The 22,269-nt window shown below is 42.5% G+C and carries 30 protein-coding genes and 2 pseudogenes; 22 read left to right on the top strand and 10 right to left on the bottom strand.

What is annotated here, in order from left to right; genetic code table 11:
* The first annotated feature begins 30 nt into the window (after positions 1-30).
* From JMN17_RS03845 to exnP, 3 genes are all read left to right on the top strand, one after another.
* On the top strand, positions 31-288 hold the full coding sequence (locus JMN17_RS03845) for a YpbS family protein (RefSeq protein ID WP_087990483.1): 258 nt from the start codon (positions 31-33) through the stop codon (positions 286-288).
* Positions 289-361: 73 nt separating this feature from the next.
* A complete protein-coding gene (locus JMN17_RS03850; RefSeq protein WP_003230761.1) occupies positions 362-508 on the top strand; it encodes a hypothetical protein in 147 nt (48 codons plus the stop codon).
* Positions 509-606: 98 nt separating this feature from the next.
* A complete protein-coding gene (exnP, locus tag JMN17_RS03855; RefSeq protein WP_202327453.1) occupies positions 607-1,497 on the top strand; it encodes a 5'-3' exonuclease ExnP in 891 nt (296 codons plus the stop codon).
* A gap of 7 nt (positions 1,498-1,504) precedes the next feature.
* Here exnP and sspL read toward each other — a convergent pair whose 3' ends face one another.
* Genes sspL through JMN17_RS03870 form a run of 3 tightly spaced genes read right to left on the bottom strand, consistent with a single transcriptional unit; the run spans position 1,505 to position 2,762 of the window.
* Positions 1,505-1,633: a small, acid-soluble spore protein L gene (sspL, locus tag JMN17_RS03860; RefSeq protein WP_010327950.1), complete on the bottom strand. Its 129-nt coding sequence runs from the start codon at positions 1,631-1,633 to the stop codon at positions 1,505-1,507.
* Positions 1,634-1,674: 41 nt separating this feature from the next.
* A complete protein-coding gene (locus tag JMN17_RS03865) occupies positions 1,675-2,073 on the bottom strand; it encodes a reverse transcriptase-like protein (RefSeq protein ID WP_202327455.1) in 399 nt (132 codons plus the stop codon).
* Positions 2,073-2,762: a queuosine precursor transporter gene (locus tag JMN17_RS03870; protein ID WP_087990480.1), complete on the bottom strand. Its 690-nt coding sequence runs from the start codon at positions 2,760-2,762 to the stop codon at positions 2,073-2,075. Before JMN17_RS03870 ends, JMN17_RS03865 begins: the two co-directional genes overlap by 1 nt.
* A gap of 82 nt (positions 2,763-2,844) precedes the next feature.
* Here JMN17_RS03870 and JMN17_RS03875 point away from each other — a divergent pair, with 82 nt between their 5' ends.
* Together JMN17_RS03875 and JMN17_RS03880 are read left to right on the top strand one after the other, a co-directional pair.
* Positions 2,845-3,525, top strand: a complete 681-nt coding sequence (locus JMN17_RS03875; RefSeq protein ID WP_087990479.1) for a ribonuclease H family protein — start codon at positions 2,845-2,847, stop codon at positions 3,523-3,525.
* On the top strand, positions 3,518-3,700 hold the full coding sequence (locus JMN17_RS03880) for a zinc-finger domain-containing protein (RefSeq protein WP_087990478.1): 183 nt from the start codon (positions 3,518-3,520) through the stop codon (positions 3,698-3,700). Before JMN17_RS03875 ends, JMN17_RS03880 begins: the two co-directional genes overlap by 8 nt.
* A 28-nt stretch (positions 3,701-3,728) precedes the next feature.
* Here the strand turns inward: JMN17_RS03880 and JMN17_RS03885 are convergent, their stop codons facing one another.
* Complete coding sequence (locus JMN17_RS03885; protein ID WP_087990477.1) at positions 3,729-3,998, bottom strand: DUF2564 family protein; 270 nt, start codon at positions 3,996-3,998, stop codon at positions 3,729-3,731.
* Between the two features lie 156 nt (positions 3,999-4,154).
* Here JMN17_RS03885 and degR point away from each other — a divergent pair, with 156 nt between their 5' ends.
* Complete coding sequence (gene degR / locus JMN17_RS03890; RefSeq protein WP_010327956.1) at positions 4,155-4,337, top strand: transcriptional regulator DegR; 183 nt, start codon at positions 4,155-4,157, stop codon at positions 4,335-4,337.
* Between the two features lie 43 nt (positions 4,338-4,380).
* On the opposite strand, the gene cspD is transcribed toward degR, so the two are convergent.
* The 4 genes and pseudogenes from cspD to metA all read right to left on the bottom strand — a co-directional run bounded on the left by cspD (position 4,381) and on the right by metA (position 7,111).
* Positions 4,381-4,581, bottom strand: coding sequence for a cold-shock protein CspD (cspD, locus tag JMN17_RS03895; protein WP_003230776.1), 201 nt, complete (start codon positions 4,579-4,581; stop codon positions 4,381-4,383).
* Positions 4,582-4,596: 15 nt separating this feature from the next.
* A pseudogene (locus tag JMN17_RS03900) lies at positions 4,597-4,744 on the bottom strand (hypothetical protein).
* An 80-nt stretch (positions 4,745-4,824) separates the two neighbouring features.
* Entirely contained in the window at positions 4,825-5,976 is a 1,152-nt protein-coding gene (locus JMN17_RS03905; RefSeq protein ID WP_087990476.1) for a diglucosyl diacylglycerol synthase, read from the bottom strand.
* Positions 5,977-6,205: 229 nt separating this feature from the next.
* Positions 6,206-7,111, bottom strand: coding sequence for a homoserine O-acetyltransferase MetA (gene metA / locus JMN17_RS03910; RefSeq protein ID WP_202327457.1), 906 nt, complete (start codon positions 7,109-7,111; stop codon positions 6,206-6,208).
* Positions 7,112-7,505: 394 nt separating this feature from the next.
* Here metA and JMN17_RS03915 point away from each other — a divergent pair, with 394 nt between their 5' ends.
* The 11 genes and pseudogenes from JMN17_RS03915 to JMN17_RS03965 all read left to right on the top strand — a co-directional run bounded on the left by JMN17_RS03915 (position 7,506) and on the right by JMN17_RS03965 (position 16,569).
* A complete protein-coding gene (locus JMN17_RS03915) occupies positions 7,506-7,988 on the top strand; it encodes a glutathione peroxidase (protein WP_148961536.1) in 483 nt (160 codons plus the stop codon).
* A gap of 13 nt (positions 7,989-8,001) precedes the next feature.
* A pseudogene (locus JMN17_RS03920) lies at positions 8,002-8,618 on the top strand (HD domain-containing protein).
* 59 nt (positions 8,619-8,677) lie between these two features.
* Entirely contained in the window at positions 8,678-9,811 is a 1,134-nt protein-coding gene (locus JMN17_RS03925) for a conserved virulence factor C family protein (RefSeq protein WP_202327459.1), read from the top strand.
* 289 nt (positions 9,812-10,100) lie between these two features.
* A complete protein-coding gene (gene ilvD / locus JMN17_RS03930; RefSeq protein WP_087990471.1) occupies positions 10,101-11,777 on the top strand; it encodes a dihydroxy-acid dehydratase in 1,677 nt (558 codons plus the stop codon).
* Positions 11,778-11,883: 106 nt separating this feature from the next.
* Positions 11,884-12,318, top strand: a complete 435-nt coding sequence (brxA, locus tag JMN17_RS03935) for a bacilliredoxin BrxA (RefSeq protein ID WP_148961540.1) — start codon at positions 11,884-11,886, stop codon at positions 12,316-12,318.
* Between the two features lie 41 nt (positions 12,319-12,359).
* Positions 12,360-13,145 (top strand): class I SAM-dependent methyltransferase, encoded by a 786-nt coding sequence (locus tag JMN17_RS03940; RefSeq protein WP_202327461.1) that lies wholly within the window; start codon positions 12,360-12,362, stop codon positions 13,143-13,145.
* Positions 13,146-13,403: 258 nt separating this feature from the next.
* Positions 13,404-14,015, top strand: coding sequence for a YpjP family protein (locus JMN17_RS03945; protein ID WP_087990468.1), 612 nt, complete (start codon positions 13,404-13,406; stop codon positions 14,013-14,015).
* 17 nt (positions 14,016-14,032) lie between these two features.
* The gene (locus tag JMN17_RS03950; protein ID WP_087990467.1) at positions 14,033-14,566 is read left to right on the top strand and encodes a phosphatidylglycerophosphatase A family protein; all 534 of its coding nucleotides are present in this window, start codon (positions 14,033-14,035) and stop codon (positions 14,564-14,566) included.
* Positions 14,567-14,650: 84 nt separating this feature from the next.
* On the top strand, positions 14,651-15,445 hold the full coding sequence (locus JMN17_RS03955; protein ID WP_087990466.1) for a thymidylate synthase: 795 nt from the start codon (positions 14,651-14,653) through the stop codon (positions 15,443-15,445).
* The gene (dfrA, locus tag JMN17_RS03960) at positions 15,442-15,948 is read left to right on the top strand and encodes a dihydrofolate reductase DfrA (protein WP_087990465.1); all 507 of its coding nucleotides are present in this window, start codon (positions 15,442-15,444) and stop codon (positions 15,946-15,948) included. Before JMN17_RS03955 ends, dfrA begins: the two co-directional genes overlap by 4 nt.
* Positions 15,949-16,569, top strand: coding sequence for a hypothetical protein (locus JMN17_RS03965; protein WP_087990464.1), 621 nt, complete (start codon positions 15,949-15,951; stop codon positions 16,567-16,569). It begins immediately after the preceding gene.
* 32 nt (positions 16,570-16,601) lie between these two features.
* On the opposite strand, the gene trhA is transcribed toward JMN17_RS03965, so the two are convergent.
* Both trhA and JMN17_RS03975 read right to left on the bottom strand, forming a co-directional pair.
* Positions 16,602-17,243: a PAQR family membrane homeostasis protein TrhA gene (gene trhA / locus JMN17_RS03970; RefSeq protein ID WP_087990463.1), complete on the bottom strand. Its 642-nt coding sequence runs from the start codon at positions 17,241-17,243 to the stop codon at positions 16,602-16,604.
* A 20-nt stretch (positions 17,244-17,263) separates the two neighbouring features.
* On the bottom strand, positions 17,264-18,259 hold the full coding sequence (locus JMN17_RS03975; RefSeq protein WP_087990462.1) for a sigma 54-interacting transcriptional regulator: 996 nt from the start codon (positions 18,257-18,259) through the stop codon (positions 17,264-17,266).
* Between the two features lie 246 nt (positions 18,260-18,505).
* Between JMN17_RS03975 and ilvA the strand changes: the two genes are divergently transcribed.
* The 5 genes from ilvA (at position 18,506) to JMN17_RS04000 (ending at position 22,268) form a co-directional block, all read left to right on the top strand.
* The gene (gene ilvA / locus JMN17_RS03980) at positions 18,506-19,774 is read left to right on the top strand and encodes a threonine ammonia-lyase IlvA (protein ID WP_202327463.1); all 1,269 of its coding nucleotides are present in this window, start codon (positions 18,506-18,508) and stop codon (positions 19,772-19,774) included.
* An 86-nt stretch (positions 19,775-19,860) separates the two neighbouring features.
* On the top strand, positions 19,861-20,112 hold the full coding sequence (locus JMN17_RS03985) for a DUF2535 family protein (protein WP_087990460.1): 252 nt from the start codon (positions 19,861-19,863) through the stop codon (positions 20,110-20,112).
* A 156-nt stretch (positions 20,113-20,268) separates the two neighbouring features.
* Positions 20,269-20,850, top strand: coding sequence for a cytochrome c oxidase assembly accessory protein ScuA (gene scuA, locus JMN17_RS03990; RefSeq protein WP_087990799.1), 582 nt, complete (start codon positions 20,269-20,271; stop codon positions 20,848-20,850).
* Positions 20,851-20,927: 77 nt separating this feature from the next.
* A complete protein-coding gene (locus JMN17_RS03995) occupies positions 20,928-21,695 on the top strand; it encodes an SGNH/GDSL hydrolase family protein (RefSeq protein WP_202327464.1) in 768 nt (255 codons plus the stop codon).
* 9 nt (positions 21,696-21,704) lie between these two features.
* The gene (locus JMN17_RS04000; RefSeq protein WP_087990458.1) at positions 21,705-22,268 is read left to right on the top strand and encodes a YpmS family protein; all 564 of its coding nucleotides are present in this window, start codon (positions 21,705-21,707) and stop codon (positions 22,266-22,268) included.
* Position 22,269 lies beyond the last annotated feature (1 nt).

Genomic DNA, 22,269 nt, shown 5'->3' on the forward strand with positions numbered 1-22,269 from the left:
CTAAATAGAAAAAAGCGAGATGAAGGATTCATGTCAGAGGTACATAAAGCAATTTCAGCACATTCATCAAAACAGCACGAGCATATCAAAACATTTATGCGTCTTGAAAACATGCGTGAAATGGCCATTGAAGAAGCGGTTTCAAAATGCAAAAACGATGAGCCTTTTACTACAGACGCGATTAATGAAGTTACCGAGCAAATGAATCAGCTTGCCAAACAGGGCATCGTGCCGACAAGACGCCTTGTATCTAAAGAAATGGTCGGAGAATACGTAAGCCGTATGTAAGCTGGATGATCCTGTCGCGAGTGAATACCCTGCAAAAGCATATACTATATGTATCCGACGTAAAGGGGGATTCATGTTGGGCAGAACAAAGCTGGGAAACAGAAACGCACAGGCGAATAACAATGCCAAAAAGAAAAATGGATTTCAAACCCATTTTGACTCTTACGCAGGACGCGAAGCTGAAAAGCTGATCGCCAGCAACAAAAGACACAACGACTGATGATACACAAAACAGTATCTCTAATCGAAGAGATGCTGTTTTTTATTTGCACTGCTTTATGGTAATATAGAAGGAATGAAAGAAAAGGGAGTTATCTTATGAATCATAATAAACTATTGCTTGTTGACGGCATGGCTCTGTTATTTCGAGCGTTTTTTGCCACGGCCGTGCACCGCAACTTTATGATAAATGACAGCGGGGTGCCAACGAACGGTGTCAACGGATTTTTAAAGCACTTGATTACAGCGGTGGAAACATTCCAGCCGACACACGTCGTCTGCTGTTGGGACATGGGAAGCAAAACGTACCGAAATGACTTGTTCCAAGATTATAAGGCGAACCGCAACGCACCGCCTGTGGAGCTGATCCCGCAGTTTGATTTGGCAAAGGAAGCGGCCGCTGAGCTTGGTATCATGAATATCGGCTTTGCCGGTTATGAAGCAGATGATTGTATCGGAACACTTGCCGCTTTGTATGCAAATGAAGCTGACATTACGATCGTAACAGGAGACAGAGATTTACTTCAGCTGTTAACGGATGAAGTGAGTGTGGCCCTGCTCCAAAAAGGAATCGGAAATTATAAAGTTTATACAAAAGAGACTTTTTATGAAGAAACAGGCGTTCTTCCGAAAGCTTTGATTGATATTAAAGCGCTTATGGGTGATTCTAGTGATAACTATCCTGGCGTTAAAGGGATTGGAGAAAAAACAGCCTATAAACTGATTCGTGAATACGAAACGATTGACCGTTTATTAGAAAATCTTTCTCTTCTTCCCAAGGGGCAGCAGGGGAAAATTCAGCAAGGTTTGAGCGATTTAGAGATGTCCAGGAAGCTTGCGGAAATTCATTGCTCGGTGCCGCTGGCCTGCACGCTGAAAGACGCTCTATTTACACTGCAAATGGAGCAGGCGGCTGGCATGCTTCGCCGCCACCAAATCAAAGGAATTGAACGTATGCTTGAAAAGCTGAACGCTAGAGAGATCGTGTAGATCTTCTCTAGCGTTTTGTATTGCTTTTTTTGGCTCTTTCCTCAAGCTCTGTTTTAGGGTCAGTATGTGTATTGCCTTCCAGGTCGCCTTGAGGAGTTACACCGCCGGTCAGCCGGCCTTTATCTTTCTTTTTCATGTTTGTTCACCTCCACATTAGGATGAACAAATGATCGAGTTTTAATTCTTATCATTCAGCCGAATCGCTTCTTTTGCCAGCTGATCGGCTTTTTGGTTTTGCTTTCCCGGTATCCATTTGATGAAAAAAAGAGGGAAGGCCGCTTTTAATCGGATGATTTCTTCCACATACGGGTGAAACGTTTTATTTTTAACCTTTTCAAGCTCAGCGGCTCGTTCCACAATATCTGAATCGGTGCGAAAGGAAACAGATTGATACCCGCGCTTTACACAAAGCTTCATCCCTTCAATTAAAGCAAGAAATTCCGCTTCCTGATTTGTATGCATTCCGATTGGAATAGAGAAAAACTCTGCTTGTCCTTCATGTTTGATAAAAATGCCGATGCCGGATGGTCCGGGATTACCGGCGCTTGCACCGTCTACATAAATTTCTGTAGGCATTATGAACTCCTCTCATCATTCGGTACCATTCTTTTTGCTGCATAAGCATAAGGCAGTGAAATCAAAGATACCGCAAACTTAATCAAATATGTGGAAATGAAAATATGAAGCCAAATTCCTGCCGGATAAACGCCGAAAAAAGCGACACCAGTAAATATCAATGTATCAAACAGCTGGCTGACTGCTGTACTGCCGCCATTTCTGAGCCATAAAAGCCGATCAGAAGGAAATATCCTTCTAATTGACGAATATACATAAACATCCAGCGTTTGGCTGAAGATAAAGGCAAGCAGACTTCCTAACGCGACTCGCGGAAGGAATCCGAAAATCGTTTCCAGCGCTGTTTGCGATATGTCGCTGGAAGCCGGTTCGAAAAGCAGCACGCCCTGCATGACAAATGTCAGCGTCAGGAGCGTTGAGAATCCGAGCCATACCGCTTTTCTGGCTTCCGCCGGACCGTATTTCTCATTCAGCACATCTGTCGCAAAAAAGATTGTGCCGTACATCACATTCCCGAGCGTTGCTGTTAAGCCAAACAGTTCGACTGTTTTGACGACTTGAAGGTTGGCACAAACTGTCGCAAAACCAATCCAAACAAACAGTCCCATTTTGCCAAATCCTTTATAAAATAAAAGAACAATGATAAAATGAATGATCGCAAAAATGATCCAAAATGAATTGTTAAACAAAATGAAAAAGCTTCCTTTCCGGGATAAGATTGGTTTGATTATAGCACATGCCCGGCAACTAATGAATGGTAAGGTGATCATAATGAAGCTCAGACCGCAGATGAAGATAGAAGCAAAAGGGACGGGATCCGTCTCATTTTTAGGCGAAGACTGGCTGACTGCTCAACAGGCACGTATGCTCGCCAGAGAACTAGGCCGTTTTCCATATATGAAAGAGCTCGAGTTCGAAGACGAGAAAGGCGGCAGCTGGACGCTGAAGGAATTGGAAAAGCTGACAGAGGAGCTTGCTCAAGAGCCTGATGACATTACTGTTTATTTTGACGGCAGTTTCGATAAGGAAAGCGAACTGGCAGGACTCGGAATCGTCATTTATTATTCATTGGGAGGAAGCCGGCATCGCTTGAGAAAAAATAAAAGCTTCCGGCTGAAAACCAATAATGAAGCTGAATACGCGGCGCTTTATGAAGCAATAAGAGAAGTAAGAGAGATTGGGGCTAGCAGAAATTCAATTACAATCAAAGGGGACTCGCTTGTTGTGCTGAATCAGCTTGACGGCAGCTGGCCTTGCTATGATCCGTCTCATAATGAATGGCTGGACAAAATAGAAGCACTCCTTGAATCGCTGAAGCTCACTCCAACTTACGAAACCATACAGCGGAAAGACAACCAGGAAGCTGACGGACTCGCTAAAAAAATTCTATCCCATCAATTCGTAGAAAGCCATACGAAATTAGACCGTAACGGAGATGACGATATTGGATAAGAAAATGATCTTTAAAGAACTGACAGAACTGCAAGATGAATATTGCAAGGACTGTTTTATTAAGAAACAGTTTCGTAAAGATTTTGGCAAAACTTATGCACATTCATTTTGTATTAATAAATGTACAGTAGGTGAAAAGCTGAAAGCATACGGCGATGTCTTAACCAATCACTAAAGAATAAAAACCGCAGAAGCTGCGGTTTTTATTCTTTGAATTCATCCAGCTGATGCTGGCTATCATCCAGCAGCTGCTGTTGCTGCTCTACAAATTCAGGATCATCGAGAGCTGCCAGTTCTTCAGATTGTGATAGTTCTCTTGCATCCTCAATGGCTTGGTATGCGGAATCGACTAATGTTTTACTTTGGCCTCTCGTCGCAGCTCCTGTCGTTTTCTGAGCTGTTTCCACCGCTAGTTCCAGCTGCCGCTTATCCGTAAAGCCAGTCTGCTCCTCTTCATGAAATTCTGATGTCATAAAAAACACCTCCGCAATTATTTTGCAGAGGTTTTTTGAAATTTATGTACCAAAATAGAAAATAAAATGAAAAATAAGCCGATATAACTATTGAACCAGAATAAATAGGACTGTTTTACTATTTGAGGTATCTTGGCAGAGAAGGGGAACGAAGCTATGGATGATAAAGACTTGAGGTCGATCCTTCACAAAACATTTATAGAAATATACAGTGATTTAGAAGAACTCGCGGATATCGCGAAAAAAGGGAAGCCGTCAATGGAAAAACATGTCGAAGAGATTGAACAGAGGTGCAAACAAAATATTTTGGCCATTGAAATTCAGATGAAAATCAAATAGGAGAGGCATTTGCCTCTCCTCTATTTGTCATCATGTATTGAGTTTAGAGTTTTACAACATTAGAAGCTTGAGGTCCACGATTACCTTCGACAATTTCAAAAGAAACTTCTTGTCCTTCTTCTAATGATTTGTATCCGTCTCCTTCGATAGCTGTGAAGTGAACAAATACATCGTCTCCGCCTTCAACTTCAATGAAGCCGAATCCTTTTTCGTTGTTGAACCATTTTACTTTACCGTTTTGCATATTGCTTAATTCCTCCTAGTACTGTAGCACCCGTGTGCTAAAAAAAATTTTGTCACCATTTAACTTTGATTCATTGTTAAATGATGGTTCAACTATACACCATCTGGGAGCACCCCGTCAAGTTCCGAAACTGCTTATTTTTAAAAAGAAGGGAAAGTTTCACAAAAAAATGTAACCGCTCTTATAAATAGGTGAATAAAATAAAAAGAGCACGCGATTTTCGCGTGCTCTCTATGAACATCATTACGATAGCGCTTTGGCTCTTTGTTTAGCTGTCATCATCATTTCTGATTCCTTCAGGATATCCTCTAAAATCACTTCAGAGGAGTTTGTTAAATGAAGGTCCTTAATGTTTTTCTTCATGCGCTGTAAGGTATCTTCATCTGCGAGAAGGGAAGTGACTGACTCGAGAATCTCTTCGTGACGGTTCACGACGATGGCAGCTCCGCGATCTTCAAAGTAGTTCGCATTTTCTTTTTCCTGGCCGGGCACGGGTTTGTACAGAATGACAGGCACACCGATGGCAGTTGCTTCTGTCAAAGTAATGCCGCCAGGTTTTGTAATCATGCAATCTGTGATCCGGAACAGCTCATCAATGCGCTCCACATAGCCAAGAACTTTTAATTTGTCACCGTTTTCTGCTTCAAGCGTACTTAAAGATTCTTTTAAAGCCGTATTTTTCCCGCACACGACAACCACTTGCACATGGTCATCTTTGACAAGGTTTTCGCACAGCTCTTTTACGTTTTTTAATACACCGTGTGCGCCTGCCATGATCAGAAGCACTTTTTTGTTTGGTGAAAGATTGTACTTTTGATATAACGGCTCCGCCGGCAGGGATTCTTCAAATTGCGGCCTGATTGGAATTCCAGTGATTTTTACGTTGCTTGGATGAGTGCCGATCTCCAGCAGTTTTTCCTTCACATAATCTGTCGCCACATAATATTTATCCACGTTTTCATGAACCCAAATTTTATGAAGGCAAAAATCAGTCATCACGTTGAAGGTAGGAATGACTCTTCCTGTTCGGCGTCTGTATTCCGGTACGACGATCATCGGAAATGTATTAATAATAATATCGGGCTGATGTTCATCGACAAGTTCGCCCAATCGTTTATTCCCCATTTTAAAGTAAATATTAAATTTACGTTTATTATAGATTTTGTCAACTCCGTAATAAAACAAACGATAAAACTGTTTCCCGATTGAGAAGCTTTTTAAATAAAGGTACTGAGTTACCTCTGAAACAATCGGATTTGACTCTTGGTACAAATTAGAAACGGTTACATGCTGAAAGCCGAGCCGAACACATTGCTCATAAAGCGTTTTGGCTACCTGCACATGCCCATTTCCGTAATTTGCAGTCAAAATTAATACTCTTTTATTGGTATTCAAGTAAATTCACCTCAATGTAATCAACAACAAGCAAGCTTCATGCATCGTAAGGAGTTATTGTCTATACATAAACATAACACAAATACATAATCGAATTATTAATGCAGTGAAAAAATTAAGCTAATTTTAAAAGATTTGGATTCCAGTATTTTTAATTTTTGTTATACGCAGACTGAATCAGATGTATTTTATCATATTTTTTGCTCAGCGTATCACTAAAATAGAAAAATTAGTCCCATTCATAAGGAGTTTCTTGGTAAACGTAATAATTCAGCCAGTTCATAAACAATAGTGTCGCATGCGCTTTCCAGCGATTCACGGGCTCTTTGCTGTCTTCAGCGAAATAATGTTTAGGCGCCTCGACACCAGAAAGGTTGCGTTCCAGATCTCTTTCATATTCTTGAAGAAGCGTATTTGTATCATATTCAGGGTGCCCTGTTAAAAAGACTTGTTTTTCGTCTTTTGACACAATTAAGCACACCCCAGCTTCCTTAGATGCGGCAAGAATATTCAACTCAGTCACTGCTTGAAGCTGTTCCATATTTATATCTGTATGCCGGGAATGCGGCACGTAGTATAGCTCGTCAAAACCTCTTACCAATCTTTCATGTTTTGAAAGTACTGTATGTTCGAACACACCGAAGATTTTTTTCGGCATTTCAATTTTTTTCACACCATAATGGTAATATAAACCTGCTTGAGCGCCCCAGCATATATGCAAGGTTGAAGTGACATTCGTTTTGCTCCACTCCATGATCTCTTTGAGCTCTTCCCAATATGAAACATCTTCAAACGCCAAATGCTCGATCGGCGCACCGGTGATAATCATGCCGTCAAACTTCTTGTGACGGATATTGGAAAAAGTCGTATAAAATTCGTCAAGATGTTCTCTTGCAGTATTTTTCGGCGTGTGTGTGCTTGGGATTAAGAATGTAAAATGAACCTGTAAAGGCGAATTTCCAAGCAATCTGAGAAGTTGTGTCTCTGTTTGGATTTTTTTCGGCATCAAATTCAATATGATAATTTTTTGCGGCCGGATATCCTGGTGAAATGCTCTGCTTTCATCCATTACAAATATATGTTCACTCTCAAGCACCTGTTTTGCCGGCAGGTGTGTTGGTATATTAATAGGCAACGTGCCACCTCCATTATTTCCCCGTTTAATTTTCTTCATTATAGGAATTTTCACGCCAATTTTCAATCTATCTATTAGTGTTTGAGGGGGAAACAACAGAAAACTCTTTAAATAAAACGCATAGATACGCCTTTTGGTTTCACTGGAAAATGCTTTTTCGATTATTTATCCCAGAAGGGAACTGTCATGTTTTATAGAAATGGTTAAGATAACAAAAGCAGCACGCATGTGTATATAACATTATTTTGAACACAAGCCACTCCTTTGCAATATACAGTCGGCATATCAGGTTTATTTGACTTTGCTCTTATAAGTTCTGATAAAAGATGTTTATTTTGAATTGAGATATAAAAACGGTAAAATAATCAGCAGCAGTGACATAGGAGGGACTTACATGTCTATATATCATATGAAGGTACGTACAATAACAGGAAAAGAGATGACACTTCAGCCTTTTGCCGGAAAGGTATTGATGATCGTGAATACAGCGAGCAAATGCGGCTTTTCGCCGCAATTGAAACAGCTTCAGGAGTTATATGATACATATCGGCAGGAGGGACTGGAGATCTTAGGGTTCCCCTGCAATCAATTTATGAGCCAGGAGCCTGGTGATGAGGCAGATATACAAGAATTTTGCGAAACAAATTACGGTGTTACGTTTCCTATGTTTTCAAAAGTAGAAGTAAACGGAAAAAACGCCCACCCGCTGTTTGTGTATTTGACAGAGCATGCGAAAGGGATGCTGGGAACTAAGGCAATCAAGTGGAATTTCACGAAGTTTATAGTGGACAGAAACGGAGAAATCATTGGCCGCTATTCTCCGAATACAAATCCGAAAGAGCTGGAAGACGTTATCGTGAAGCTGTTAGGGCAATAAAGAGGGTGTTTTTGTGAAGGAATTGAAGCGGATAGAGCAAATCAGGGCATGGGTCCAGTCTGTGCTGACCGGCGAAAGCTCTGGACACGATTGGCATCATGTATCAAGAGTTGCAGATCTTGCTTTGTATATTGGAGAAAAGGAAAATGCGGATTGTTCATAGTTGAAATCACGGCTTTGGTTCATGATTTAATTGATGTCAAGATGCCTGACGCGTTTAGGTTTTCAGTGAGCGAAGTATATGATCAGCTCGTTTTTTTCGGAGTTGGAAAAGAGGATGCTGACATAGTGATTCACATCATCACAAGAATGTCCTTTCGGGATAGGGATAAGCTGGCGATAGAGCCGCACTCAATTGAGGGAAAAGCCGTACAGGATGCTGACAGGCTTGATGCCATCGGTGCTGTAGGGATTGCCAGAGCTTTTATGTTTGCGGGCGCAAAAGGGCACAGCCTTTATGGAAATGATCAAAGCGCCTACGCTCATTTTTTCCATAAGCTGCTCCGGCTGAAAGATATGATGAATACAGACACCGCACGGAAACTGGCAGAAGAAAGACATGATTTTATGCTTCAGTTTGTCCGCCAATTAGAAAAAGACGTACCCGGGATTAATGCCGAAACGTCGTAATAGAAGGCTTGGAACGACTATGATAGAATAAGTCACAGATATGTTATAGGAGGACGATCATGAAGATAAAATCAATTGAACCTACGCCAAGTCCCAATACAATGAAGGTCATCTTAACGGAAGAGCTTCCGGCGGGCAAAAGCAATAACTATAAACCGGATCAAGCAGAAGGCGCACCGCCTGTTATAGCGGAAATCCTTAAAATAGAAGGCGTTAAAGGCGTATATCATGTCGCTGATTTTCTGGCTGTTGAACGGAACGCGAGATACGATTGGAAAGACATTTTACCGCAAGTCCGCTCTGCATTTGGGATGGAAAGTGCTGAAAATACAGAGGGAAATCGCTCTGAACAAGAGTCTTTTGGAGAGGTGAAAGTTTTTGTGCAGATGTTCAGCGGCATTCCTATGCAGGTTAAATTAACTGATGGGGAGCGGGAAGAGCGCTTCGGGTTACCGGAACGCTTTCAGCAGGCGATCTTAAAACTCAGATCTGAAGCTTCAAATGTTGTGTTTGAGCGGACCTGGAAAGAACAAGGCGTCAGATTCGGTGATTTTAATGAAATCGGTCATGACGTGACAGAAGAGATTCAGGCCGCTTACAGTGATGAGCGGCTGAAACGGCTGACAGAAGCAGCCGTTCAAGGAAAAGGCGAAGCAAAACAAGCTGTACAGCGCAAAGCGTATAAAGTAACGCTTGACATGCTGGATGATGAGGACTGGAAAAAGCGTTATGCGCATTTGGAGCAGATGGATCCGAAAGAGGAGGATATCCCGGTTTTACAGAAGGCATTGGATGATCCCAAGGTGTCTATCAGAAGACAGGCTGTCGTATATTTAGGAATGATTGAAACATCCGATGTTCTTCCTTTATTATACAAAGCACTTGAGGACAAAGCTGTCTCAGTCAGAAGAACGGCAGGAGACTGCCTGTCAGATATCGGCGACTCTCAAGCCATTCCTGCTATGATCAAGTCGTTAAGCGACTCCAGCAAGCTTGTCCGCTGGCGTGCGGCTATGTTCCTGTACGAAGTCGGCGATGAAAGTGCCATTGAAGCTTTACGCACTGCCGAAAATGATCCCGAATTTGAGGTCAGCCTTCAAGTGAAAATGGCGCTTGAACGTATTGAGCATGGAGAAGAAGCAAAAGGTTCTGTTTGGAAACAAATGACAGAGAGCAGAAAAAAGGGCGAATAAAAGAATGAAAAAGGTGCAGATCCTGCATCTTTTTTTGTGAATTCACTTTTTATAAAAATTATTTCGAATATTGTTGAAAAATATCCGAAAACTATTTATAGTAAGTAACAATATTAATAGTTGGAGGGTTTACATCGACAGAAAGCTATATAAATATAAAAACATGAAGGAAACAATCAAGGCAAGGGCGGCCTGAATGTCATCTGTTTGCAAAAACAGCCCGAAAATAAACTGAAAATTGTTAAAATAAAATCCAGTCTAACAATTAAAAGTATTTAGGAGGATCACCATGGCAGAATTACGCAGTAACATGATCACACAAGGAATCGATAGAGCTCCGCACCGCAGTTTGCTCCGTGCAGCAGGTGTAAAAGAAGAGGATTTTGGCAAACCGTTTATTGCGGTTTGTAATTCATACATTGATATCGTTCCCGGTCATGTTCACTTGCAGGAGTTTGGGAAAATCGTAAAAGAAGCAATCAGAGAAGCTGGGGGCGTACCGTTTGAGTTTAATACAATCGGAGTAGATGACGGCATCGCGATGGGGCATATCGGGATGAGGTATTCGCTGCCGAGCCGTGAAATTATCGCAGACTCTGTGGAAACGGTCGTATCCGCGCACTGGTTTGACGGTATGGTCTGTATTCCGAACTGTGACAAAATCACGCCGGGAATGCTTATGGCGGCAATGCGCATCAACATTCCAACGATTTTTGTCAGCGGCGGGCCGATGGCGGCAGGAAGAACAAGTGACGGAAAAAAAATCTCTCTTTCCTCAGTTTTCGAAGGAGTAGGCGCTTTCCAAGCCGGAAAAATCAACGAAAACGAACTTCAAGAATTAGAACAGTTCGGATGCCCGACGTGTGGATCTTGCTCAGGCATGTTTACGGCGAATTCAATGAACTGCCTGTCCGAAGCACTCGGCCTTGCTTTGCCGGGTAACGGAACCATTCTTGCGACATCACCGGAACGCAAAGAGTTTGTCAGAAAATCAGCTGCTCAATTAATGGAAACGATTCGCAAAGATATCAAACCGCGTGATATCGTGACAGAAAAAGCGATTGATAACGCGTTTGCGCTCGATATGGCGCTCGGCGGTTCAACAAACACCGTTCTCCATACACTTGCCATCGCAAACGAAGCCGGCGTGGAATACTCTTTAGAACGCATTAACGAAGTTGCCGAGCGTGTACCGCACTTGTCCAAACTGGCGCCAGCATCAGATGTGTATATTGAAGATCTTCATGAAGCCGGCGGTGTGTCTGCGGCGTTGAATGAGCTTTCCAAGAAAGAAGGGGCGCTTCATTTAGACGCGCTGACTGTTACAGGGAAAACACTCGGAGAAACCATTGCCGGACATGAAGTAAAGGATTATGACGTCATCCATCCCCTGGATCAACCATTCACTGAAAAGGGCGGCCTCGCTGTTTTATTCGGTAATCTGGCTCCGGACGGCGCGATCATTAAAACAGGCGGCGTACAGAACGGCATTACGAGACACGAAGGGCCGGCTGTCGTATTTGAGTCTCAGGATGAGGCGCTTAACGGCATTATCAATCGTAAAGTAAAAGAAGGCGACGTGGTCATTATCAGATACGAAGGGCCAAAAGGCGGACCTGGTATGCCGGAAATGCTTGCCCCTACATCTCAGATCGTTGGAATGGGGCTCGGACCAAAAGTGGCATTAATTACGGACGGACGTTTTTCCGGAGCCTCCCGAGGCCTCTCGATTGGCCACGTATCACCAGAGGCGGCAGAGGGAGGACCGCTTGCCTTTGTTGAAAACGGAGACCATATCATTGTTGATATTGAAAAACGCATCTTGGATGTACAAGTGCCGGAGGAAGAATGGGAAAAACGGAAAGCAAATTGGAAAGGTTTTGAACCAAAGGTGAAAACCGGCTACTTGGCCCGTTATTCTAAACTTGTGACAAGCGCCAACACCGGCGGTATCATGAAAATCTAGACAGCGGGGAACGCTTTCTCCTATTTTAAGGCGTGAATATTTGAAATCCGGCCCTCTCTATAGTATCCTTTACTTCAGATGAAGGATAATAGAGGGGGCTTTTTTTATGTCAATGGCTTACGAAGAATACATGCGCCAGCTTGTTGTACCGATGCGCCGCGAGCTGACTGGAGCAGGTTTTGAAGAATTAACAACAGCGGAAGAAGTAGAAAACTTTATGGAAAAGGCAGAGGGCACAACTCTTGTTGTCGTTAACTCTGTCTGCGGCTGCGCGGCAGGCCTTGCGCGTCCTGCGGCAACACAGGCAGTCCTCCAGCATGACAAAACACCTGACAATACAGTGACTGTATTTGCGGGCCAAGATAAAGAAGCTACTGTAAAAATGCGTGAGTATTTTACTGGACAGGAGCCTTCTTCACCGTCAATGGCTCTTTTGAAAGGCAAGGAAGTCGTCCATTTTATTCCGCGTCATGAAATCGAAGGTCATGATATGGAAGAGATCATGAAAAATTTGACCGCTGCCTTTGATGCACACTGCTAAATGCCCGTTTTCCGGGCATTTTCTTTTTGGGAGTACTGAAGATGATAACAACAAGCTATAGACCGTCTGAACACACCGTGAAAACCGCAAAACTGCTTTCTAAAGAGCTTGATATGCCATATTGCGGCCGAAATAAACAAACGGTTGAAAACCTGCTGAAGTCAGCTGAACGTGATTTGCTTGTGGTCGGCAAAGAACGGTTTGAACTTTATACGAAACAAGGGGCTAAATTCTTTTTTCATCCGAATACAGCGATGTTCAGAGCTAAACGCTTCCTACGGGACGAGCGGGAACCGATGCTTCGGGCAGCTGGTTTATCGGAAGGAGATACGTTTTTAGATTGCACACTCGGGCTGGGTTCGGATGCCATTATCGCAAGTATGGCAGTAGGCGAAACGGGTTCTGTGATTGGAATTGAAAAAAACCATCTCGTGTCCGTTTTGGTGAGGACGGGGCTGCAATCATGGCAAACGGGCATAGAAGAGCTTCAAGCTGCAATGAGCAGAATCCAAGTAAAGAATGGGGATTGCTATGAATACATCAAGCAGCTTCCTGACAACTCTTTTGATGTGATATATTTCGATCCAATGTTTCATGAGCCTGTAGAGACGTCTGACGGCATCGCGCCTTTACGGAACTTTGCGGAGGATTCAGCTTTGAATGAAGGGTGTATCAAAGAAGCGGTGCGCGCTGCCAGAAAAAGCGTTGTACTGAAAGACCACTGGAAAAGCCCGCGATTTGAACAGTTTGGTTTTAACGTCACCAAAAGAAAAACAGCGCTGTTCCATTATGGTGTCATTCAAGCCGCAAGTAAAACAAGCCCGTGACGAATCACGGGCTTTCTGTTAATCGGTGACTTCCATGACGACAAAGTATAACAATGTTAAGAGTGAAACTGTGGCAAACAGAGCGTCAATCATGTGGAAAGCCTCCTTTCACAGAATATTGTAAGCGTTTTATACACAAACCGCAAAGTTACGAATCTCCTAATTTGCATATCAGTTTCATATCGTACATGACTTGCATGTTTCGGATGTGCTAAAATAAGAGAAACATAACAAAAAAATAGAGAGGAATAAGCAATCATGAAAATGTGGATGAGAAAGACCCTTGTGGTTTTATTTACCATCGTAACGTTCGGGCTCGTATCTCCTCCGGCTGCTCTTATGGCGGACAAGCCCTCCGGACAGCCGAGCAGTCTTGAGCAGAATGATTACACCGCTTTTTATGATGGGCATGACCTGTACGATGATGAGTCGGAAGACAGGCGAAATCCTGAACTGCTTTTTCAAACGTACAAGGAACAGCTCCTTGACAGCGCTGAGGATCAGTCCTTTGTGAAATTCGGCAGCAAAATCGCTCCGGTCATTGAGGATGACTATCGGAAAGAGATCATGCCGAAAATCGAAAATGTGATTAGTGATTATTTGGCGACATTGCAAGAGGATGAGGCGTATCAAGATGTTGTGATCTCAAGCATGCCTTCAGCGGGCAAAACGGAAAAAATTTTCAACGTTTACAATCGGACGACTGGAAAAGATCTCATCAGATTTCATGTGCGCAGAGACCACCCGCCTCATGACGGCTACTGGTTTAATTTTCATTATCATACAGCAGAAGATGGATTTCAATCACATCATGAGCTTGGAAGCATATACTGGGACCGCAACACGCCTCCCAACTGGATGAGTGCGTAAAGGAGATGCCATTAGACATGAAAAAGTACACAATGAATGAAATGGTCGATATAACAAAAGATATGCTGAACAAACGGGGCGTTATGATCGAAGATATTGCGCGGATTGTTCAAAAACTTCAGGAAAAATACAATCCAAATTTGCCACTCAGTGTATGTATGGAGAATGTAGAAAAAGTGCTGAACAAACGTGAAATTATTCATGCTGTTTTAACAGGCCTTGCGCTTGATCAGCTCGCTGAGCAGAAACTTCTTCCGGAACCGCTGCAGCACCTTGTTGAAACGGATGAACCGCTTTACGGCATAGATGAAATTATCCCTCTTTCAATCGTTAATGTATACGGGTCGATCGGCCTGACCAACTTCGGTTATTTGGATAAAGAGAAGATTGGAATCATTAAAGAACTTGATGAAAGCCCGGACGGTATTCATACCTTTTTGGATGATATCGTGGCAGCACTTGCAGCAGCCGCTGCGAGCAGAATTGCCCATACGCATCAGGATCTGCAAGATGAAGAAAAAGAACAGGACGAAAAGCCTGTCGTCAGATGACTGATAAAAAAATCATTTCTGGGTTCAGAAATGATTTTTTATTGTGTTACACTACTAGAAGACTACTTTTAAAGGATGGAAAAGATGAAACAGTACAAGGATTTATGCAGACATGTGTTAGAGCATGGCGAAAAAAAGGGAGACCGGACAGGGACCGGTACAGTCAGCACCTTCGGATATCAAATGAGATTTAATTTACAGGAAGGTTTTCCGATGCTGACAACAAAAAAACTCCACTTTAAATCGATTGCGCATGAGTTGCTTTGGTTTTTAAAAGGGGATACCAATGTACGCTATTTGCAGGAAAACGGAGTGCGGATCTGGAATGAGTGGGCTGATGAAAACGGTGAACTCGGACCTGTATACGGTTCCCAATGGCGTTCTTGGCGGGGAGCTGACGGAGAAACCGTTGATCAAATTTCCCGCCTTATTGAAGATATTAAGACAAATCCGAACTCCAGACGCTTAATCGTCAGCGCCTGGAATGTCGGTGAAATTGATAAAATGGCATTGCCGCCGTGCCATTGTCTGTTCCAATTCTACGTGTCTGACGGCAAGCTGTCCTGCCAGCTGTATCAGCGCTCTGCTGATGTTTTTCTTGGTGTGCCGTTTAATATTGGTTCTTATGCCCTGTTAACTATGATGATTGCTCATGTGACTGGGCTTGAACCGGGAGAGTTTATTCATACATTTGGCGATGTCCATATTTATCAGAACCATATTGAACAGGTCAATTTGCAGCTGACGAGGGATGTTCGCCCGCTTCCGAAGCTTCGTTTCGCCAGAGAGGTTGATTCTATTTTCAACTTTGCGTTTGAGGACTTTATCATCGAGGATTATGATCCGCATCCTCATATTAAAGGAGCGGTCAGCGTATGATTTCGTTCATTTTTGCGATGGATGCCAACAGGCTGATCGGCAAAGACAATGATTTGCCGTGGCATTTGCCCAATGACCTTGCATACTTTAAAAAAGTAACCTCTGGCCATTCCATCATTATGGGCCGGAAAACATTTGAATCGATTGGACGTCCGCTTCCAAACCGGAAAAATATTGTCGTCACATCAGCGACGGCTTCAGAATTTCCGGGATGTACGGTTGTCAGTTCGTTAAAGGATGTGCTGGACATTTGTTCAGGCTCTGAGGAATGCTTTGTGATCGGAGGAGCTCAGCTCTATACAGCGCTGTTTCCTTATGCGGACAGACTGTATATGACGAAAATTCATCATAAGTTTGAGGGTGACCGCCACTTCCCCGAATTTGATGAAACCAATTGGAAGCTGGTTTCTTCTGAGCGGGGGATCAAGGACGAAAAAAACCCGTACGATTACGAATTTCTGATGTATGAAAAAAAGAATTCTTCTGAAGCGGGAGGATTTTAATTGGTTCGCTACAGCTTGCTAGTGATTTATATCGTGTATATGCTGTTAAAAAATATGAAACAATTATTTAATCAAAGGATGCTTGACCCCCGTCTGTCATACAAAAAACAGATGACTCTTGTCTACGAGCAGCCAAAGGCGTTTTTGGAAGGCTGTGTCGGCATCACCGGTTCAATTGTGACGATCCATCAGCCTGAGCCAATACCGCACGGTCCTGTTTTGTATGTGCATCCCCGTTTGCGTTTGGCTGAACTGGCCTTAATTGCTGGGTATATTGAGGAACCGGCCGGCTTTATTGCCAATCCAAAAGGATTTCGCTTTCCTTTAATAGGTCAATGGCTAGATCGGATGGATGTGATTTCAGACGGCGACTCAGAAAAGGTATATGAAGATGTAACGAAACAGTTGGAAAAAGGACAAAGCCTGATTCTTTCATTAGATGGTTCTATAGATCCTGTTGAACTTGCGGCCTGCTATCATCTTCCATTGGTGATGGTGGAAACGAAAGGAACAGATGACCTGCAAAAGGGATCGTTTTTTAAACGCTTAAAACCAGCAGACATTGAATTGTCATTTTCAAAAGCTTATATACCAGCAAATGAAAAACAATTACGTGCATAAAAAAGCGCAGTCCCAAAGACTGCGCTTTTCTGTTACGAAATAAACGGCACCTTCACACAATAAAACAGCACACAGAAAAACATCGCAGCGCTTCCGCCTAATACAAAGCTATGCCATATGGCGTGATGGAAGGGGATCTTTTTCCAAATATAAAAGATGGTTCCGACCGAGTATAAAATGCCGCCGAGAAAAAGGAGGCTGAATCCCGCTCCGCTCAGCGAAGCGTATAAAGGTTTAACCGCTATAACCATCAGCCATCCCATAATCAAATACACGAAGGTTGACAATAGTATAAAGCGTTTCACGAAGAAAATTTTAAAAACGATTCCGCCTAATGCAAGAGACCATACGATAACCAGCAGGGTGAAGCCAAGTGTGCCTTTCAGCGGCCCCAGCAAAAAAGGCGTATAGGTTCCGGCGATCAGTACATAAATGGCGCTATGATCAATAATCTCCAAAATATCCTTCGTCTTTTTATGTGTGATGCTGTGAAGCAGTGTGGAGCTTAAATATAACAGCAGCATAGAGACACCGAATATTGTAAAGCTGACAATGTCCCATGCAGACCCGTAATTAGCCGCAAATAGGATCAGAAATACTAATGCTGGTATGGATAAGAGTACACCGATGCCGTGTGTTATCGCATTGGCGATCTCTTCTTTGATTGTAAACAAGTGCATTCTCCTTTCGATCGCTAGATCATTTGATTTTTCAGCGTTTCCAGAAAGCTCAAACCCTCTAAAGTAATTTTAGTGCCGGCGCGTCCGCGGCTTTTTGTGACATAATCTTTTTTCTCCAAATAATCGAGACGGCTTCTGACCTGCTGCGGGGTTAACGAGGTTTGGGTGTTTTTACTGTGTTCCGAAATGATCCGTCTGCTGGCCGGTTCTCCTTTTTCGTTTAACGCTTTTATTGTTTCCAAAATAAACAAAAACTCAGCTTTTTCCATTAAAGTCAGCAGCTTTGCTTTTTTCTTCAATGCTTTTCCGTCTATTGGGCCCCTAATGTATGGCGGCACATCATATAAATGAATCGTTCCTCCGCTTGACACTGCGGCCATATAATCTGCGGCGTTTTTTAATTCCCTGACATTGCCTTCGAATGTGTGCTGCTCAAGCATCGAAAAGACTGAGGGATCAATGAACAATTGCTGGCCGGAGTTTGAGAGAAAATACTGTGTCAAAAGTGGTATATCGCTCTTTCGTTCAGACAATTCGGGCAGTGTGAGTGTTAAAATATTCAGTCTGTAAAATAAGTCTTGCCTGAATGTATGTTCCGCGCATTCGCCTGCAGAAGCACAGATGATTCGCGGTTTTTCCGTGTCTGAATCAAGCGCTTTTAGCAGCTGAGCTTGTACAGAAGCAGGCATGCGCCAAACTTCATCAAGAAAAAGGGTCCCTTGTGCCGTTTTTTTAAACGCACCTGTGTTACCGTCATGGCCAAAAAGCTCAAGCATAAGGCTTTCTTCTGAATGGATGCTGCAATTGACGCTAATAAAAGGTTCGCTGTTTCTCGAGGATTCCTGGTGTATCGCTTGTGCAAAATGATCTTTTCCTGCTCCGATTTTTCCTGTTATTAGGACAGGAAGCTCCGATAATGAGAACTGCTTGGCGATTCGTTTCGCGTCCAGGAATGTTTGATGTTCTCCGATCAGGTTATGAAACGTGTTGAGTATTGGTGCGCTATTCATCAATTGGCTCCTTTTGGTTCTAATTGGTTTTATTATATCATGCCTTTTACCTCAAAACACCTTTTATTTATGAGCATCTTTTTTCTTAGGTCTGCTGAATGCTGGTGACGCAGGTGTTATCAGGGCATATTATGAACGCGGTCTGTATTTTTTAAATATTTAATAAAAATAATTGTCTTATTTTTTGAATATTCGTGTTATAATGGCATATTAAATAGGGATTTAAAACAAGAAAGGAATCTGTACATGAAACCGTTGCTTAAAGAAAATTCTCTCATCCAAGTGAAAGACATTTTGAAGGCTCATCAAAACGTAAAGGACGTTGTGATTCACACACCTTTGCAAAGGAATGACAGACTTTCTGAGAGATATGAATGCAATATCTATTTGAAACGTGAAGACTTGCAAGTTGTCAGATCTTTTAAGCTCAGAGGGGCTTATCATAAAATGAAACAGCTTTCCAGCGAGCAGACTGAGAACGGAATTGTATGTGCCAGTGCCGGAAACCACGCTCAAGGTGTGGCGTTCTCATGTAAACATCTTGGCATTCACGGGAAAATTTTTATGCCGTCTACAACACCGAGACAAAAAGTCTCTCAAGTTGAACTGTTCGGAAAAGGGTTTATCGATATTATTTTGATAGGTGATACGTTTGACGATGCGTATAAAAGCGCCGTTGAATGCTGTGAGGCGGAATCACGAACGTTTATTCATCCGTTTGATGATCCGGATGTGATGGCTGGGCAGGGAACGCTGGCGGTCGAAATTTTAAACGATATTGATACAGAACCGCATTTTCTTTTTGCAAGTGTCGGAGGAGGCGGCCTTCTCTCAGGGGTAGGCACTTATTTAAAAAATGTATCTCCTGAAACAAAGGTCATTGCTGTTGAGCCGGAAGGGGCGGCATCCTATTTTGAATCAAACAAAGCCGGGAATGTCGTCACGCTGGATAAAATTGATAAATTTGTAGATGGAGCGGCTGTTAAAAAAATTGGGGAGGAAACGTTCCAGACACTGCAATCAGTCGTGGATGACATTCTCCTTGTTCCTGAAGGGAAAGTATGTACAGCCATTCTTGAATTATATAACGAATGTGCGATTGTTGCTGAACCGGCTGGTGCTCTATCTGTCGCAGCGCTTGATTTGTACAAGAATGAAATAAAAGGCAAAAATGTGGTTTGCGTAGTCAGCGGAGGCAATAATGATATCGGAAGGATGCAGGAAATGAAGGAGCGATCCTTGATTTTTGAAGGACTTCAGCATTATTTTATCGTCAATTTTCCGCAAAGAGCGGGGGCACTCCGCGAATTTCTTGACGAAGTCCTCGGGCCGAATGATGACATTACAAGGTTTGAGTATACGAAGAAAAATAATAAAAGCAACGGACCTGCTCTTGTCGGCATCGAGCTGCAGGACAAGGCTGACTATGGGCCGCTGATTGAACGAATGGACAAAAAAGCGTTTCATTATGTAGAAGTGAATAAGGATGAGGACTTGTTCCATTTGCTGATTTAATTTTTTCGCACAACCGCGTAAAATGACAGACAGTCCGGCTGACATTGTATATAATAGAAGAAAAACAAAAAAAGAGGATTGATAGCTTGTTACTCAAAAGCCTAGAGTTCAAACGCAGTGACGGGATTCAGGTGAAAGTGACAGAAATACCTGTATTAAAGGAAGATGAGCACTATTTCTTTATGTTACATCACCATTTGCAGTTCTACTTAAAAGAAGTGTTTTCATCAAACAGCAGGGCAAAAGTGTATTCTTTCCGACATTATATGAAGCGCCGGATGAAATGGGCAGATTATCAGGCTGTTTTTCATCAAGAGGTGTTAAAGTACAACGCGTAATATGCCGTTTTTACCTGTGTGTCTCCCTTTGTAACCGTTGGTTGGGAGGCATGCAGGATTTTTTTTGCCGGTACCGAATATAAATATAAAATAGAGGATATAGCAGGCAAGGACGGTTTTAGAATGCGCTTTTACCGGCTGGAAAGGGTGAATGTCATGAAGGTGATCAAGGGTTTAGCGGCAGGGCTGTTTTTTCTGCTTTTGTGTGCCTGCGGAGGACAACAAATTAAAGATCCGCTCAATTATGAGGTGGAGCCTTTTACATTTCAAAACCAAGACGGCAAGAATGTTTCATTAAAGAGTTTAAAAGGAGAAGTATGGCTGGCGGATTTTATTTTTACGAATTGCGAGACTGTATGTCCGCCGATGACTGCTCATATGACCGATTTGCAAAAAAAACTAAAAGCCGAGAATATAGATGTCCGGATCGTCTCCTTTAGTGTTGACCCAGAAAACGATAAGCCAAAACAGCTGAAGAAATTTGCGGCGAATTATCCGCTATCTTTTGATAACTGGGATTTCCTCACGGGATACAGCCAGCGTGACATTGAGGCGTTCGCGCTTAAGAGCTTCAAAGCGATTGTGAAGAAACCGGAGGGAAAAGACCAAGTCATTCATCAATCTTCATTTTATTTGGTGGGTCCGGACGGTAAGGTGCTGAAAGATTACAATGGAGTGGAAAATACACCGTACGATGATATTATCGCTGATGTGAAATCAGCCAGTACACTCAAGTAAACTAGGAGACTAGGCATTTGCAAATCTTCTAAAACATGATACACTTTCCACTAGTAGAATGGGAAGGAGCAACAAGATTGAAGCTGCGCATTTTTTCACTCATGGCCAGTTTGATTTTGCTTCTTGCTGCTTGTACGAGCATACGTACAGCATCTGAGGGGAAACAAAAAGATCATGAACCGAAAACGAAAGAGCACATTGTCATTGCGGCTGTCGGAGATTCGCTGACAGAAGGTGTCGGAGATCCCGCCGGTAAGGGATATGTCGGCATGGTTGCGGATTCTATCCGGTCAGATAAACAAGTCAAAACGGTAGACGTAAAAAATTATGCCGTGAAAGGGAACCGTTCTGATGATCTATTAGAGAAATTAAAAGATAAAAAGGTTCAAAAAGGCATAAAGGACGCTGATTATGTCTTTTTTACAATTGGCGGCAACGATTTGATGAAAGTCCTTCGCCAAAACTTTCTGCAATTAACAATGGAACCATTTCAGGAAGCGGAAAAACCGTATGAAAAGCGTTTTAAAAAAATCATTTCTGAAATTAGGGAACTGAATGATCACGCTGAGCTGATTTATGTCAGCATGTATAATCCGTTTACATTTACGTTATCTGAATTAAATGAAATAAACGGTGTGGTTACTGATTGGAACCAAGTAGCTGAAAAAGAGCTGAAAAAAGATAAGTTTGCGAAAATCATTTATATTGAAGATTTATTCAATCAAAAAAGCGACAGCAGCAGAATTTCTGAGGATGATGATTTTCATCCTAATGGTACGGGTTATTCCCTTATCGCGAAGCGCGTCTATCAAGCCATTGAAAAACAAGGATTACCGAAAGAGTAGGGTGACATCATGAATAAGTGGAAACGACTGTTTTTTATATTGCTTGCCATCAATCTGATTCTCGCCGCTGGGTTTGTGACACTAGTCATGCTGCCGGGAAAACAAGCTCAGGTAAAGGATTCATCTGAGAGCGAGTATGGATTTCAAGTGACAAGCACAAAAGAATCTTTAGCTGCGTTTGTGAACTCATATTTAAAAGACAAAGCATCCAACCAGCTTGATTATAAAGTAGAGATCGATGATGATGTTCATGTCGCGGGGAAAATCAAGGCATTTTCCACGTCCATTGATGCGCTTGTCGCTTTTGAGCCGACTGTGAAAAAAAATGGCGATGTGGAGCTGAATGTAACGAAATTTTCGTTAGGGAAATTAAGTATCCCGATTAGCTTTGTGTTAAATTATATGGACAGCTTTTACGAATTGCCGTCATTTGTCCACGTTCATCCCGGCGACAAAAGCATTGAAGTGCGTCTGTCAGAAATGCCTTTAACGAATGGAATGTATGTCAAAGCGGATAAAATAAATTTAGAAAAAGATGAAATTGAGTTTTCCTATTACCATCCTAAACAATAGA

Source organism: Bacillus sp. RHFS10, from assembly GCF_016757475.1.
GTDB classification, from domain to species: Bacteria; Bacillota; Bacilli; order Bacillales; family Bacillaceae; genus Bacillus; species Bacillus subtilis_G.